This is a genomic window from Phycisphaeraceae bacterium (assembly GCA_020851465.1).
Classification (GTDB): Bacteria; Planctomycetota; Phycisphaerae; order Phycisphaerales; family Phycisphaeraceae; genus JADZCR01.
Genome location: JADZCR010000006.1, coordinates 314,610 through 330,507, shown reverse-complemented (window position 1 = coordinate 330,507; position 15,898 = coordinate 314,610). Strand labels below are relative to the sequence as shown.

Sequence of the window (15,898 nt, the reverse complement as noted above, 5' to 3'; positions counted from 1 at the left end):
ACGGGATTCCCTGCCCGATGATGGACGCATTATCGGGCGAAGGAACTCAAAAGTATGAAAATCGCAGAACCCGGCAGCAGGGACACCTCGACCGTCCCGCATCCGCCGACTGCGTCCTCACTTTTTCAGGGCTGCCTGCCCAGCCGCCAATCGCGCCACCGGCACGCGGAACGGCGAACAGCTCACATACGCCAGTCCGAGGCGGTTGCAGAACTCGATCGACGACGGGTCGCCGCCGTGCTCGCCGCAGATACCCAGCTTGATGTCAGGCCTTGTCTTTTGGCCCTTCTCAACAGCGGTCTGCATAAGCTGGCCGACACCGGTCTGATCGATGCTCGCAAACGGGTTGCCCTTGATGATTTCCAGTGCCTGATACTGCGGCAGGAACCGTCCGCTGTCGTCACGGCTCATGCCCAGCGTAGTCTGGGTCAGGTCATTGGTCCCGAAGCTGAAAAACTCCGCCGTCTGCGCGATCTCGTCGGCGGTCAGCGCCCCGCGTGGAATCTCGATCATCGTGCCTACCGCGTACTTGAGCTTTTGACCCGTCGCCTTCTGCACTTCGGCGGCAACACGGTGGACAATCTCCGCCTGCAGATCAAGCTCTCGCTTGAAGCCCACCAGCGGGATCATGACTTCGGGGCGAACTTTCAGGCCTTCCTTCTGCACCTTGGCGGCAGCCTGGAAAATGGCACGCGCCTGCATTTCCGAAATGGCCGGGTAACCAATCCCCAGACGGCAGCCACGGAAGCCGAGCATGGGATTGAACTCGTGGAGATCGTGAACCCGTGTGGACACCGTCTCCTGTGAGATGCCCATCTTGTTCGCCAAGGCAGACTGCGCCGCGTGATCGTGCGGGAGGAACTCGTGTAGCGGCGGATCGAGGAGGCGGATGCACGCAGGTTTTCCCGCCAGAGCGCGGAAGATGCCCTCGAAGTCCGCCTGCTGATAAGGCAGCAGTTTTGCCAGAGCTGCGGTGCGGCCTTCTTCCGTAGTCGAGAGGATCATTTCACGCATCGCGTCAATGCGATCGCCCTCGAAGAACATATGCTCCGTGCGGCAGAGACCGATGCCCTCGGCACCGAACGCAACGGCATTTTCAACCTGTTCAGGAGTGTCCGCGTTGGTACGGATGCCCAGCTTGCGGAACTTGTCCGCCAGCTTCATCACAAAGTCATAGTATTGGAAGAGCTTGCTTTCGGAAGGCTTCATCGTCTTGCCGATGAGGACCTGCTTAAGCTCGCTGTCCGCCGAGGCGATCGCTCCGTTGAACACCTCGCCTGTCGAGCCGTTGATGCTGATGGGATCACCTTCGCGGATCGTCGTACCGTGGCAGGTCAGCGTGCCATGAACGTAGTCGATGTGAATATCACCCGCGCCGGCCACGCACACCTTGCCCATCTGACGAGCGACCAGAGCCGCATGGCTCGACACGCCGCCGCGACTGGTCAGGATGCCCTCGGCTGCGATCATTCCGCGGAGATCTTCCGGGCTTGTCTCCACACGCGCCAGCACGACACGCTGGCCCTTGCCGGCAAGCTCTTCCGCCTTGGCGGCAGTAAACACGACGGCGCCTGATGCGGCACCCGGCCCTGCGGGCAGGCCGACCGTCATCATCCGGCCGTCTTTCTTCGCCTGCTCATACGCGCTGCGGTCGAAGATCGGCTGGAGAAGCTGATTGATCGCTTCCGGATCAGCCGAGCGGATCGCGTGCTCAGACGACATGAGTTTTTCCTTAACCATGTCGTGCGCGATCTTCACATACGCAACGGCAGTCCGTTTGCCGTTGCGCGTTTGGAGCATGTAGAGCTTTTTCTTTTCGATGGTGAACTCAAAGTCCTGCACATCGCCGAAGTTTTTCTCCAGCGTCCGACGTACTTTTTCGAGTTCCTTATAGGCCGATCCGATGATCGGATCCTGAGCCATCTCCTGAACTTTCTTGGGCGTGCGGACACCGGCGACGACGTCCTCACCCTGGGCGTTGACGAGGTATTCACCGTAAAAGATGTTCTCACCCGTCGCCGGGTCACGAGTGAATGCCACCCCGGTAGCGCAATCCTCACCCATATTGCCGAAAACCATGCTCTGCACGTTGACGGCGGTGCCCCACTCGGCGGGGATCTTGTACTTGGCGCGATAGAGAATCGCTCGTTCATTCATCCACGAGGAAAAGACCGCACCGATCGCGCCCTTGAGCTGATCCAGTGCTGCTGCGGGGAACTCCTTGCCGGTGCGCTCGCGGATCAAAGCCTTGTAACGGGAAACCAGCTCGCGCAGGTCCGCTTCGTTGAGGTCGGTGTCTTCCTTCGCGCCGCGCTCGTGCTTGAGGCGGTGCATCACGTCCTCAAACGGATCGTGTTCATTTTCGTGGCGCTTCTGCACCCCCATCACCACGTCGCCATACATCTGCACAAAACGGCGGTAGCAGTCGTAGGCAAATCGTCCGTTGCCGGTCGCAGCCTTGACCGCTTCGACGGCGATATCGTTAAGGCCCAGGTTCAGGATCGTGTCCATCATGCCCGGCATGGAGTCGCGTGCACCGGAACGCACCGCCACCAGCAACGGATTGCGTGAATCGCCAAACTTCTTACCCGTCTCGCTTTCGAGCGTGGCGATGGCTCGCTTCAACTCATCCATCAGAGCCGGCGGAAGTTTCTTGCCCTGTGCGTAGTAAGCTGTGCAGACGTCGGTGGTGATGGTGAAGCCGGGGGGAACCGGAAGACCGATGCGGGTCATCTCGGCAAGGTTCGCTCCTTTGCCGCCCAGCAATGCTTTCTGCGAGCCGTTGCCGTCACAGCGGGCGTGTCCGAAGTAGTAAATCATCTTCGCGGACTTGCCTGACGATTTCGCAGCGGTCTTGCTCTTCTTTGCGGTTTTGGATGCGGACTTGCCGGCGGAACGCTTGAGAGACTTGGTGGCCATGGAAAAATACTTTCTCGCGGAGGGTGAATGAGGTATTTGCTTTTCAGTTCCTGAAAAGCCCCGCGATTCTAAAGGATTTTTCCGTCGCGTGCGGAGTCCCCGGCTGGCATCCAAGCCGGACGAGCTGACAGACGCAGGAATTTCGTATCCGCGAGGCTCTTTAGACAGGGCCTTGGGCCGTAAAACCGGGGTGATTAAACGGGAAATGACGAATGAGGCTCGCCGGCAGATTGCTCACTTTTCCAGCCGCGCTCAGCGGTGGAACACGATCACGTAGCCGTTGTACCCCTGCGCAAATTCGCGGCGGTCAACCCATTTGGGACCATCAGCCGGATCCGCCACGAGCAGCATTCCGTAACGTGATTTGAGGATCACGACCATGTGCCGAATCGCCGCGTTGCGGCCGGGAACCACCGTCAAGGCTGGTAACGGCACTTCGTCGAGGGAGTCCAGCGTTGCCTCGATCAACTCCACCTTCCAGGGTGTGTCCGCGAGCCGTTGTGAAAGACCATCGACCGCCCGGACGAGGGTTGCACCGCTGCCGGAACGGGTCTGGGTGAGTTCAGCCATCTGCGCCTCGGTGCTTGGGATGCCGATGGCATTGAGCGCGGTCGCACACGAGGCGGGTACGCAGGAAAAATCCTGCGTCTGAAGAATCATGCCGTTGCTCGTGTCGTTGGCCAGTGCGGACAACGGCGTGGACTGGAGCATCCACAAGCCGCCATGCAAAAAGAAAAAGATGCCGACACAGACGGCCAGGATGGTAAGTCCTCGCTGGCGCAGCCGCGTGCCGCGCATCCATGCGATCCCCAGAATCAACATAAACACCGGCGTGGCGTAGATGCCTTCGAGATAGCTGAGCATGCTGGGTCGGATGATTTGCAGAGCGACGTCGGGCCGACGATTCAACCACGAGCAGGCGAGCAGCAGGACCAGAGAGCCGGCGATCCACAGCCGCGCCCGCCAGATGCCCCCGCGACCGGCCCACAGCCCGACGGTAAAGGACGCCGCCGCCAGGACCGCCATCACGATGAACCAAACCATCGCGACCACATACGTCTCCATCGCGAATGAGTTGCCGGAAGGTTCAGGCAACCCGCACCGATAACCGTGTCGTCGGTCGAATGAGGGACCGACTTTCGTCAATACGCACCACAGCCATGGAAAACGTCAGCAAAGCCCGGAGATGAGCCGGATACCTTGACACAGAAAATCATTGGCGGGCAGTCGAAGCAAGTCGAATCGAAATGAGTGCGGCACTCTCCTGAAATCAGTCAGTGCCTAACGTACCCGCCGGGACAGGCTGGAGCTTGCCCTGCCTGTCCACGCAGACGATGGTGGTTTCCGCGGTGGCGATGAGTTCCCTGCCGCGATGGATCTCGTACTCATGGTCCACTTTCACACCCGCGCTGGGCAGCCTGCGAACCCGTACCTGGAGGATGTCGTCGTACTTAGCCGGTCGGCGGTAACGAATGCTCAGCCTCGCCACGACGAAAAAGATGCCTCGTTCCTCAAGCTCTCGATAGGCGGTGCCGCGCTGACGAAGCATCTCGACGCGGGCAATTTCCATCCAGACCGGGTAAGCACTGTGATGCGCGACGTTCATCGGGTCGCACTCGCTGTACCGGACGCGAACCTCGATGTTGAAATCCTCCTGCGTGGACATGTTTCACCGTGTGCGACGAAAAGTGATTACTCATCGAAGCGAATCAGCTTCAATCCAACGGTTCAAGCCACCAGCCGGTCACCATCTGTTTTTGTGAAGTAATCGGCGGGACTTCTTTGCCGGTCGAATGAATGATTCCCCAGCGTGCCGCAGCCCGGAGGTGATAGCTCTCGATGGCCGAGCGGTAAATTGAGTTCAAAGCTCCCAGCCCTTGGCTGGCTTTCATTCTGCCCAGCGTGATGAGCGAGAATCGTCGCACCGCGGCAACTTCCGGATCGAGCGGGTTGTTATCGACCGCGCGAGCTGACAGTGCAGCCGCCAGCGAAGCATCACTTTTGTTTTCGTAGAGATAGCCCAGAGCATAAATCGCCGCACCGCGTCCCTCGCCGTAAGGCTGCGAATGTTTGGGAACGTAGCTGCGCAATAGCGGCTCGGCGGCGGCGTAACGACGCTTGGCAAAGAAACAAAAATACTGCACAAGCTCCCGATCAGTGTCGGCGGCGGATCGCACCAACAGCCGCGGTTCGATACGCGGCGGCATTTCGTCTGTCCGGCCCTGATCAATCAAGCTATTCGCATGTTTGATCTGTGACGCATAGGCCGTCATCTTCTCGCCCTCGATTTGGGTGAGTTCGGAAGTCTTTTCCGTAATCTCCCGCGCGTACGTGAGAATGGGGGCAAGCGTTTCCGGGTCGTCGATCCAGCGCAGGGCGGCGGCGGCGGCGAGACGCACTTCCGGACGCTGATGTTTGATCAGTTCCAGCAGGCGACTCGACGCGGCCTGGTCGTCCAGCTTGCCCACGATTAGTGCCGCCTGCTCAAGTCCGCGCCAGTTGTCCGACTTGAGAATTCTTTTCGCTTCGGCACGTACCTGCGGGCGGAGGGCAGAATCGTGATCCATCAGGATCATCTGATCACGGGCGTACTGTCGCACCGACAAAGCGACATCATCCAGCGCATCCGCTACGAGTTTGATCCGTTCGGGACGGTGTTGCGCAACGATGCCTTGAACCGCCAGCAGCCGGATATTCGGATCGCTGCTTTTGAGCAGAGTATCCGCCAGTTCATCCACTCGCTCCGGTGCGATTTCGAGAAGTCTCTGGAGCGACTTTGCCGCCACCGCTTGATCTGCATCGACCGCCAGCCGCAGGAGTGCTGCGATGGCACCATCACCTTTTTCCGACGCCAGCAGTCGCGCCGCCAGCAACCGTCGGGCTGGTGAACCTTCCAGAAAGCGCTGCGCAACGGCCAGACTGGTCTCCGTCTCCGGGCGGCACGCAGCGGCTGCACTGGAAGCAGCCGTGCGAAGTGTCATTTCCGCCTTTTCATCCTGAACGATCTTGAGCAGGCTCGCGTAAGCCTGAGTTTCCCGAACCGCACCGAGCGATTGGATGGCTGACTGACGAATCGAGCGGTCCAGCGATGGATCAATCGCGCGATTGATCCACGTTTGTCGGATGTTTGCCGCTTGCCACCGTGCCAAGGCGGGATCGGTGAGCAGGATCATGTCCATGCCATCGGCACGATTGTGCGCGATGAGACTGACCTCTGCGTCGCGTACGTCGAGCGTGATCAGTGCCTCGGCGGCAGCGAGCCTGACCAGAGGATGTTGCCCCTGCTTGTCGAGCAGAATCGTAAGACGTCCGGCAAAGCTGCGGAGGCTCTGGTCTCCGCGACGATAGGCGTCAGCGATGGCGGACGCGGCGCGGCGGCGAGTGTCCGCAGAGGGTTGATCCAGCGCCCAACCCCAGACTTCCGCCAACCGGGGGTGAAACTCCAGTTCGGGGGCAGGCTCAACGATGGCAGGATCTGAGTAGTGCGGCTGATCGATCAACGGATTGATTGGCGCAGGAGCGGCGCGGCTGGGGGACGCAAGAGCTGACAACGACACGGCTCCCGCAAGCAGCAGCGCAGCGATTCGCCTTTGTCCGCGACTATTGCGGCTGACACCACGGAAGGCACTGCCATCCCGCCGGCAAATTGTTGTTCCGATTAATCGCATCGTCATCCTGCGTCCATCACTGCGGGCGGCTGAGCCGCCAGGTTTGAACCACCAGCACCGCGAGGCAAATCAGACAGCCGGCCCCCATGATCCACCAGTTCGCCGGCAGGATCTGGTATTCCTTGAATCCCGGTGCGTCGATGAGCTTGAGTGAAGCGGCGAGCGGGTTGAACTTCAGCACCGTTTCGACGGTGCGCATCGTGAACGGCGCATCGCGTCCCAGCCAGAAGAGCATCGTCCCCGCACACAGACCAACGATGATCGTGTAAGCCGTCACCGTCGCCGGCGCGGTGCGACGGAACAGGCTGCTCGTCGCTGCGCTGAGCAGCAGCGCAAAGAGCGCTGTCAGCAGCAGGCTCAGGAGCACCATCGGCACGCGGAGGAACTGCGTCTCTTTGTCGATCAGCACGATCACGGCATAGCCGGGCAGCGTTGCAATGAGGATCAACACGAGCGTTGTGGCGACGCTCATGAGTTTCCCCAGCACGACGGATAAGGTCGAGAGCGGCGTTGACTGGAGCAATATCCATCCGCCGCTCTCGCGTTCACCGCTGATCAATCCCGCCGCGAGTGTGGGTGTCAGAAGAATGATGAGGGCAAAGGACAGGAGCACCATGATGACGCCGAGGGTTGAGACTCCCCAGTCCATCGTGGCGCGGGTCGTCGCAAGCATCAGAGCCAGCGACAGGACGAGGCAGAAACCGCCGAGCCGGAAAAGCCAGTACGGCCTGCCGAAGCGACGGGATCGCAGTTCCTTGGTCGTCACCGGGTTGATCGAAACCAGCAGCACCAGCAGTGCGCCGACAAATGCCGCCGCGACGACTCCGAGCGTCACCGTGAAGACGAGGCTGACGGAGTACCCCTCCCACTTGAAGTCTTGTTTATAGATGTAAGTCGCCGCCGCCGTGAAAAATGCAGCCCCCGCCAGACACACCACCATCGCCAACGGCCGTGCGCCGATCAACTCACTGCGTCGATTCGGATCGATGATGAACATCATCCGGCGGAAACGCTGGACGGAAGCGGATTGCTCATCCGTCACCGTGCCCGCGGCGCGTGGACGGTCGAACATCCGTTGGTTGAATCGTCGGGCTGTGAAAATCGTAAAGAGAATCGTCGAGATCACCGCGAGGATGCAGAACCGGCCGATGGTTCCGGTCTGAACGAAACCCATCGACGTGATGCCACCTTGGTTCAGGCACTCCATCATCGCGGGAATCGGCGAGATGCAGCGGATCCATTCGATCAGCGTCTGTCCGGCCGAAGGAATGCCCTGAAGCCCTTGAAGGAATTGATGCGGGCCAAGCGTGACGACGGACATCGCCAGCACCGCTCCGTAGGTGGAACGCAGAGCCGAGTCGGGCGTGCCCGCGTAGCTGCTGATCAGCAGACCGAGCGTCGCGTACTGCACCGCCAGCAGGAAGAGGATGCCATAAGCACCGACGAGCTGGCCGCGATCCACGCCCCCCATGGTGAAGCACGCCGCCGCCGGCGGGACGCTCAGCAGCAGCAATAGCAGGACGTAACCAAGCACGCCCAGCAGTTTGCCCATGAGGATGGACCAGGGGCTCATCGGGGAATTGAGCAGCAGAGCAAGGGTGCCCTGCTGCCGTTCACGGACGACGCTGGTCGCGGGGAAAACCGGGGCCAGGAGAATCAGCGCAACCATCAGACCGTAGGCAAAGAGTCGGAAAACCTGCTGCGCCTGCTGACCGGTCAGATCGACCATGCCTGCCGCCGGCCAACGAAAGATCACCAGTGCCGAAAGCACCGCGATCATGCCGACCTGAAGCGCCAGTGCTTTTTTCGTGCGCAGCAGGCCGACCAGCTCACGTTGGATAATCGGGTTGGTCATGCCGCGCTCACCTGCCCGCTGCGGGTCGCTTCGAGGAACGCATCTTCGAGATCCATCGGCACCTCACGGAACTGCACCACGCCCAGCCCCTTCGACACGGCGGTGGCGAGAATCTCCGCGAGCTTGATGTCGTCGTAATTGGTCGTGCAGCGGACTTCCGCTTCCTGCGGGCTGGGAGTGATCTCACTGCCCGGTTCGAGATGTTTCTTGAGCAGCGCTGCCATGGGAGCGACCTGCTCCGCAGTGGTCAATTGCACCTCAAGGACGCGCTTGGTCCGCACCTTGCGCATGATCTGTTCAAGCGTACCGAAGGCATTGAGCTTGCCCTGGGTGATGATCGCGACGGTATCACAGATGCGTGAGAGTTCGGGAAGGATGTGGCTGGTGACGATCAGGGTCTTACCGAGCTGCGCCAGTCGCAGAAGAATCTGCCGCATCTCAATGCGGGCGTTGGGGTCCAGACCGTTGGCCGGCTCGTCGAGGATCAGCACTTCGGGATCGTGCAGGAGCGTGCGGGCGATGCCGACGCGCTGTTTCATGCCATGGCTGAGACTCTCGACAAAACGATCGCGCATCCATCCGGCATTGGTGATCTCCATGACTTCATCAATGCGCTTGGCGCGATCACGGCGGGGAATCTTGAATGCCGCCCCGAAAAAGTCGAGGTACTCATGCACCCGCATGTTGTCGTAGGAGCCGAACGTATCGGGCATGTAGCCGACCAACCGCTTGATGCGGCGTGCTTCGGTGACGCAATCGGCACCGGCGATGCTCGCTGAGCCGCTCGTGGGTCGGGAAAGGCCGACGAGGATTTTGATGGTCGTGGTCTTTCCCGCGCCGTTGGGACCGATGAAGCCCAGAATGCGCCCCCGCTCAAGCTGGATGGAAAGATTATCCAGCGCGGTGAAGTCACCGAACTTCTTCGTGAGGTTTTTGGTCTGGACGACGATATCGCTCATGGTCCGTTCCTATCCGGCTCAGTCGCCGCTCATCAGATCAATCGCATCAGGTGGGGCAACCCCACGTCATCGTTCCGCAGTCGTGCCTCCGACCTCGATCGTAAAACTCCGCACCAGCCAGGGCGAAGACGATTCGTCGCCGTCATCCACGCGGAGCGTCAGGGCGACACCGCCCGCTTCATCCGGCTGAGGCACTTGCTCCGCTGGCACGTCAATGACGATCGGACTGTTGGGGGTCGTGAAAGAGCCAAGCAACACCGACTCGCCGTTGAGCTTCGCCAGCAGGTCCACCTTGCGCCCCGGAGCCTGAATATCGAGCGTCGCTTTGAGAGCAGTCGTGTGCAGCGGCATCAGAATCCGAGGCAACTGAAACCGCACGTTTACCGTCGCCCCCGACGAGCTGGGAATCCACTCCCCGCTGGAAGCGTCGTACACCATCCCGGTTTCACCTCTGACACGCCGTGCTGGAGCCAGCGAGATAAAAGGTGAAGGCACGCGCACACGGCTGCCGGGGGCAGGCGGCACAAACTCCAGCGGGATCATCACCAATGCCGACTGTCTGAGTTGGGCATCCTTCTGCACCAGCTCGATGCCGACACTCATCGATTGCGCCCAGGCCAGCAGCATCGGCTGGTCGGGATAAATGATCCTCTTGCCGCCGAACGCCTGATTCTCCGTGGTCGATTCCATCGCCTCAAAGGACTGCGGCATTCGCAGCGTCGTGGTCGCCTGCGCATCGCCCAGCAGCCGTCGGTAAATCTCCTGTCGCAGCACGCGGGTCTGATCCGCGAGACTGCCGCTGATGTATTGTCCGACTGGCAGCACGTCGCTCTGTACGCCGTGGATTTTCCCTGAAACAGTGCGCGGCGCGAGATGGCCGGTCGGCGTCGCGATGACCAGATCCTGAAGATCCTCAAACGGGCCGGCCTTCAATGTCACCACGATGCCGTTTTCATCAAACGTCGCGCCGGCACGGGCGGTCTTGGCCAGAGGCACGGTGTGACGGACCTCCGTGTTGCGCACCGCACCAGAAGGCAGCGTCAGGCCGCGCCACTGCCACTTGTCGATGTCCGTCCAGACCATTCTGAGGATGTCGCCGCTGCCCTGCCCCGCCATATCAGGCCAGACCACGCCGCCTCGCGTCGCCTCGATCGGTCCCTGCCCGTCCTTGGGGCTGTAAACGCTCAGCTCGCCGGTGACTATCGCTTCATCCTGATCGGGGACCACCTGCACCAGTTGCGCGCCGGCGACCGTCAGCGGAACCTCCCAGCGATTCAGCAGGCCGATGAGTACGAAGATGATCGCCACCACGATGGCACCCGCGCCGGCGTAGGCGCCGAGCCATTCAAGCTGATTTCGCTTCATCAACACCAGACCGACGATCAGGATCGACACAATGAACAGAATCAGAATCACCGCCACCGAGGTGCGGCTGACGATGGAGTAACCGATCTGAGAGAAGAGATACTTCTGAAAATCGCGTGAAGTAACGGACGGCTTCTGTGTGGGTTGCAGGAAAGCTGTGCCAAGTTTCACCAGCGGATCACGGGCGATGAACCAGTCGGTCATCCAGCCGCGGGTACCCAGCGTCGTGACGTAGATCATGCCGCGGCCGACGGATTTACGCATCGCGGCAGGCCATTCCCCCACACGATGCGTCACCTCCATGTCCGTCACGGACACGCGCACCAGATCAACCGGCGACTCCAGCCCGTGAACCTCAACCGGAGCGACACCATCTTCAATCTGAAAATCGTAAAGCGCAACGCGATCAATGACCTCAACGGTCCAGTCGTCGCGCAGCAGCCGGCGGGCGAAATCAGGATCGACGGTGTCCAGCGTGATCCACAGCTTACCGCCCGCGAGAATCCAATGACGCAAGGCCGCGATCTGTGCTTCGTCGAGGGGAGGGTGATTCGCAGCGAGGATCAGGTTGTCCAATGTCTCCCAGCCGGCTGCCAGCGGCGGCGCTTCATCAGGGCGGACGGAAAAGACCCGCTTGCCCTTACCCGCACCGCTCTTGAGGGCCGCGGCGAAATCAAGCAACACGTCATTCGGGGAGTCGAAATCATTCATCACCGCCATGGACGGCGCGTCGTATTCGACACGGACCATGCCGGCCTTGCGGTCGAGCTGATCCTCGCGGCTCTTGTCCGTGGTGATGAGGATGGAATTGACTTCAAGGCCAGCCGCGATTTTTACCTTTCCCTGCTGCGGTGCCGTCGGCGCGGGGGTCGCGGCAGCCAGCGGCGATTGAGGTTCGCCGATCGGTGAGGCGACCTGGGGTGAGTCCGGTGCCCGCACGGGTTGCCAAATGTTGAGCCGCGTGTTCCGCGGCATCGCAAACTCGGTGCCGAATTGCAGCGTCGGCTGGCCGGAAAAATTACCTGTCGCCAGTGCGTGGACCGTCTCCTCCGTTGGATTTTCGATGCGGAGCTTCCAGCCGCCCCACGCACCGGGTCGGACAAACATCACGCCGGCGTTTCCGCCGCCGTCCTGAAGGCGCAACGTCTGTTGTACCGGAATCGCGGATCCGCTCGGCGAGGCCGGCTGCGCGCGCGCGGCATGATGAATCATGACCGCGGCGACAAAAGTCAGCAGACCTGGACGTAACTTCAAGCGGTGGTACTCGCCAAGGGTGCAGAGAACGGGCATCATACGGATTCGCCCGCGCCATGAAAAGACGACCGCCGTCATACCAAGAAACATTGATCCCTCACCGGCACGAACAGGCTCACCGCAACGGTCCCGCGCAACACGTCAATTGTTGGCCTCGCGCCGCTTCCTAGCATCGCTATCATGCAACCTTTTCATTCCACGCTCCAAGGAGTACCTCACATGGCACAGACTCGTACCGGATCGTTTCCCCTCGCCTTTCGCCGCGGATGGACTGACTGGCAGAAAGACCTGGGCAATGTCATTCAATTCGCAAAGGACAACCAGTTTGAAGGGATCGATGTCGGCGCGCTTGATACACGGGAGCTAAAGCAGGTCATCGATTCCGGCTTGAAACTTGGCACGGTCGATGCGAAGTCGTGGCCCGCGCTGACTTCCTCCGATGCCGGCAAGCGCAAGGCGGCAGTGCAGGAGAATGCCGAATACATGAAAGCTGTCGCGGCACTGGGTTGTCGAAATTTCTTCATCGTCTTTGTTCCTGAAAAGCACGATGCGCCGCGAAGTGAAAATTTCCGCAATCTCGTCGATGGTCTCAACCAGCTTTCCTCGCTGCTCAAAGGCAGTGACGCGCGGCTGTCCATCGAGGGCTGGCCGGGTGCCGGACCTTATTACTCCTCGCTCGCCTGCACACCTGCGGACTATCGCGCACTGCTGAAGGAAGTGAACAGCCCCATCATGGGGATCAACTTTGACCCTTCCCACTTGATCCGTATGGGCTGCGACCCTGTGCGATTTCTCGCCGAGTTCGCCGGCAAGGTGGTTCACGTTCACGCCAAGGACACCGAGATTCTCGACGACGACCTCTATGAACACGGCAACCTCCAGCCGGCAACCTTCGGCAAGCCGCACGGCTACGGCGGCTACCACTGGCGCTACACGCTGCCGGGACACGGCCAGGCGCGGTGGACTAAAATCTTTCAGCAACTAAAAGACGCACACTTCAACGGCCTGGTCAGCGTTGAGCTTGAAGATGAACACTTCACCGGAACCGAGTCGGGTGAAAAACGCGGATTCACAGCATCACGGGACTTTTTGACAAGCGTCTGACAATCATGCTCCTTATGCCGGGGTTCTCACTGCCGCAGCCGCATCAATAAGGATTACACGTATGTCTCTCGTCAAAGTCTGTCTCCTGGGTACCGGCGGCTTCATGGGTGTCCATGCGAAGCGGTTGCGCAGCAATCCCGACGTGCGAATCGTCGGCCTATGCGATGTCACTGACGAACTGGTGAAGAAATTCGAGGCGACCCACCTCGCTGATTACTCGCCGGCACCCGCACGTTTTACGGACCCGGCGAAGATGTATGCGGCGACGGCTCCTGACGCCGTATTCATCGCCACGCCGCACACGCTTCACTTCCAGCACGGCATGCAGGCGCTGGAAGCAGGTCTGCATGTCTTTATGGAAAAGCCGATGGTCACCGTGGCAGACGACGCACGTCGGCTTGCCGCCAAGGCGACGGAGAAAGGACGGATTGTCGTCGTCGGCTACAACACGCCCTGCTCACCCGAATTTACTTTCGTCCGTGAAACCATCCGCAACAAGAGCCTGGGCAAGCTCGAACTGGTCATGGGTTATCTCTCTCAGGACTGGATGCGCATCACAACCGGCCTCTGGCGGCAGAATCCCCAACTCTCTGGCGGCGGGCAGGCTTATGACTCCGGCGCGCATCTCTTAAATAGCCTCCTCTGGTCCGTGGAAGCTGACATCGCGGAAGTCTTCGCCTTCATGGATAACCACGGCACGCCCGTGGACATCAACTCCTCGATCAACATCCGTTTCGACAACGGCGTCATGGCCGGCATCGTCATCAGCGGCAACTGCCCCGCCAACGACGGCTTCATGACCTTCATCTTCGACAAGGGCAAGATCGACGTGGACGGATGCGGCGGCAGTTGGATCAAGGTATGGAAAGGCGGACAACTGGTGAAGTACCCGCAGATCACCAGTCCGGAGCAGACGCCCGACGACAACTTCATCGCTGCGGTACTGGGGCGGGCACAACCGACGACCAGCGCTCGTAACGGCATCATCAAGTGCGACCTGATGGATGCGATCTACGAGAGCGCCCGCACTGGTAAGCCGGTCAAGCCCAGGCGCGGGTGAGTCAAACTCCGACTCCCGCCATCAGTACGTCAAAGCGGTCATCTCGTGCGCGGGTCGAACGAGCGCACAATTTACTTGACCATATTGAGGGCCACTGCTTCGGCGATTTTGATGCCGTCCACCGCTGCCGACAGAATGCCGCCGGCGTAACCTGCGCCCTCACCAGCGGGATAGAGACCTCGCGTATTAACGCTCATGAAGTCGTCGTTTCGCGTGATGCGAATCGGTGACGATGTGCGCGTCTCCACGCCGGTGAGCAAGGCATCGGCCATGGCGTAACCGCGTATCTGTCGGTCGAATGCACCGATCGCCTCACGGATCGCGGCGATGGCGTAATCCGGCAACGCGGTGCTCAGGTCGCAAAGACGAATGCCCGGCTCATACGACGGCTTAACCGAGCCAAGCGCGACGGATGGGCGTCCGGCCAGAAAGTCGCCGACCAACTGGGCCGGTGCCGAGTAATCGCCGCCGCCCAGTTCAAACGCGCGACGCTCCCAGACACGCTGAAATTCCACGCCCGCCAAAGGATTGTTGCCGCTGTCCGGGTAATCCTCCGGGGTGACCCCGACGACGATGCCGGCGTTGGCGTTGCGCTCGTTGCGCGAGTATTGACTCATGCCGTTGGTGACGACGCGACCTTCCTCCGACGCAGCAGCCACCACGGTGCCGCCCGGACACATGCAGAAACTGTAAACCGATCGCGCATTGCGGCAGTGATGCACCAGGTGATAGTCGGCTGCGCCGAGCAACTCGTTCCCCGCGCTGGACCCCAGGCGGCAGCGATCGATCAACGACTGTGGATGCTCGATCCGAAATCCGATGGAAAACGGCTTAGGTTCAAGATGCACACCACGGTCGAGCAGGATCTGAAAGGTATCGCGTGCGCTGTGACCGATGGCCAGCACAACATGCTCCGTAGCGATATGCGTGCCGTCGTGGAGCGTGATGCCGCGCACCTGCCCCCGATCGATCTGAAAGTCCGTCACACGAGCTTGAAAGCGGAATTCTCCGCCAAGCGATTCGATCGTCGCGCGGAGCGATTCCACGATGCCCACCAGTCGAAAGGTGCCGATGTGCGGCTTGCTCAGGTAGAGGATTTCCGGCAGCGCGCCGGCCTGAACAAACTCCTGAAGCACCTTGCGCCCCAGATTGCGGGGATCCTTGATCTGACTGTGCAGTTTGCCATCGGAAAAGGTGCCTGCGCCGCCTTCGCCGAACTGCACATTGGATTCAGGGTTCAACCGTCCGTTGCGCCAGAAGTCGAAGGTGTCTTTGCTTCGCTCACGCACGACTTTGCCGCGTTCGAGAATGATCGGACGGAATCCCATCTGTGCCAGGAGTAATCCGGCAAACAATCCGCAAGGCCCCGCACCGATGATGACCGGCCGTGCCGTCAGACCCGGCGGAGCGTGGGTGACGAAGCGGTATGACGTGTCCGGCGCAGGCGTGATGTGACGCTTATCCCGGAGGCGAGAGAGGGCGCCCGCTTCGTCGCGCAGCTCGACATCAAGCGTGTAGATGAAAGAGATGGCCTCACGCCGCCTGGCATCAATGCCGCGTCGCCAGATCGAGTAACGGACGATTTGATCTGCCGATACGCGCAGACGACGGGCGATTGCCGCGGCAAGCTCGCCTTCGGCGTGATTGATCGGCAGTTTGATCTCGGTCAACCGGAGCACACGACATTCCAGGAAGGATAAACCCTCGCGACAGC

The 15,898-nt window shown here is 60.5% G+C and carries 10 protein-coding genes; 2 read left to right on the top strand and 8 right to left on the bottom strand.

Translation table 11 applies throughout. The features are described 5' to 3' along the window. Window positions 1-117 precede the first annotated feature (117 nt). From IT444_07865 to IT444_07835, 7 genes are all read right to left on the bottom strand, one after another. On the bottom strand, window positions 118-2,820 hold the full coding sequence (locus IT444_07865) for a pyruvate, phosphate dikinase (protein MCC7192681.1): 2,703 nt from the start codon (window positions 2,818-2,820) through the stop codon (window positions 118-120). 351 nt (window positions 2,821-3,171) lie between these two features. Next, a complete protein-coding gene (locus tag IT444_07860; protein ID MCC7192680.1) occupies window positions 3,172-3,972 on the bottom strand; it encodes a hypothetical protein in 801 nt (266 codons plus the stop codon). A gap of 217 nt (window positions 3,973-4,189) precedes the next feature. Then, a complete protein-coding gene (locus IT444_07855) occupies window positions 4,190-4,585 on the bottom strand; it encodes an acyl-CoA thioesterase (GenBank protein MCC7192679.1) in 396 nt (131 codons plus the stop codon). Window positions 4,586-4,634: 49 nt separating this feature from the next. Then, a complete protein-coding gene (locus tag IT444_07850) occupies window positions 4,635-6,587 on the bottom strand; it encodes a HEAT repeat domain-containing protein (GenBank protein MCC7192678.1) in 1,953 nt (650 codons plus the stop codon). Window positions 6,588-6,603: 16 nt separating this feature from the next. Beyond that, window positions 6,604-8,442: an ABC transporter permease gene (locus tag IT444_07845; GenBank protein ID MCC7192677.1), complete on the bottom strand. Its 1,839-nt coding sequence runs from the start codon at window positions 8,440-8,442 to the stop codon at window positions 6,604-6,606. Further along, entirely contained in the window at window positions 8,439-9,401 is a 963-nt protein-coding gene (locus tag IT444_07840) for an ABC transporter ATP-binding protein (GenBank protein ID MCC7192676.1), read from the bottom strand. The genes IT444_07845 and IT444_07840 overlap by 4 nt, the downstream gene beginning before the upstream one ends. Before the next feature lie 66 nt (window positions 9,402-9,467). After that, a complete protein-coding gene (locus IT444_07835; protein ID MCC7192675.1) occupies window positions 9,468-12,020 on the bottom strand; it encodes a hypothetical protein in 2,553 nt (850 codons plus the stop codon). A 219-nt stretch (window positions 12,021-12,239) separates the two neighbouring features. Here IT444_07835 and IT444_07830 point away from each other — a divergent pair, with 219 nt between their 5' ends. Together IT444_07830 and IT444_07825 are read left to right on the top strand one after the other, a co-directional pair. Continuing rightward, entirely contained in the window at window positions 12,240-13,124 is an 885-nt protein-coding gene (locus IT444_07830) for a sugar phosphate isomerase/epimerase (GenBank protein ID MCC7192674.1), read from the top strand. Between the two features lie 61 nt (window positions 13,125-13,185). Continuing rightward, entirely contained in the window at window positions 13,186-14,184 is a 999-nt protein-coding gene (locus IT444_07825; GenBank protein ID MCC7192673.1) for a Gfo/Idh/MocA family oxidoreductase, read from the top strand. A gap of 71 nt (window positions 14,185-14,255) precedes the next feature. On the opposite strand, the gene IT444_07820 is transcribed toward IT444_07825, so the two are convergent. After that, the gene (locus IT444_07820; GenBank protein MCC7192672.1) at window positions 14,256-15,863 is read right to left on the bottom strand and encodes an NAD(P)/FAD-dependent oxidoreductase; all 1,608 of its coding nucleotides are present in this window, start codon (window positions 15,861-15,863) and stop codon (window positions 14,256-14,258) included. Between the last annotated feature and the right edge of the window lie 35 nt (window positions 15,864-15,898).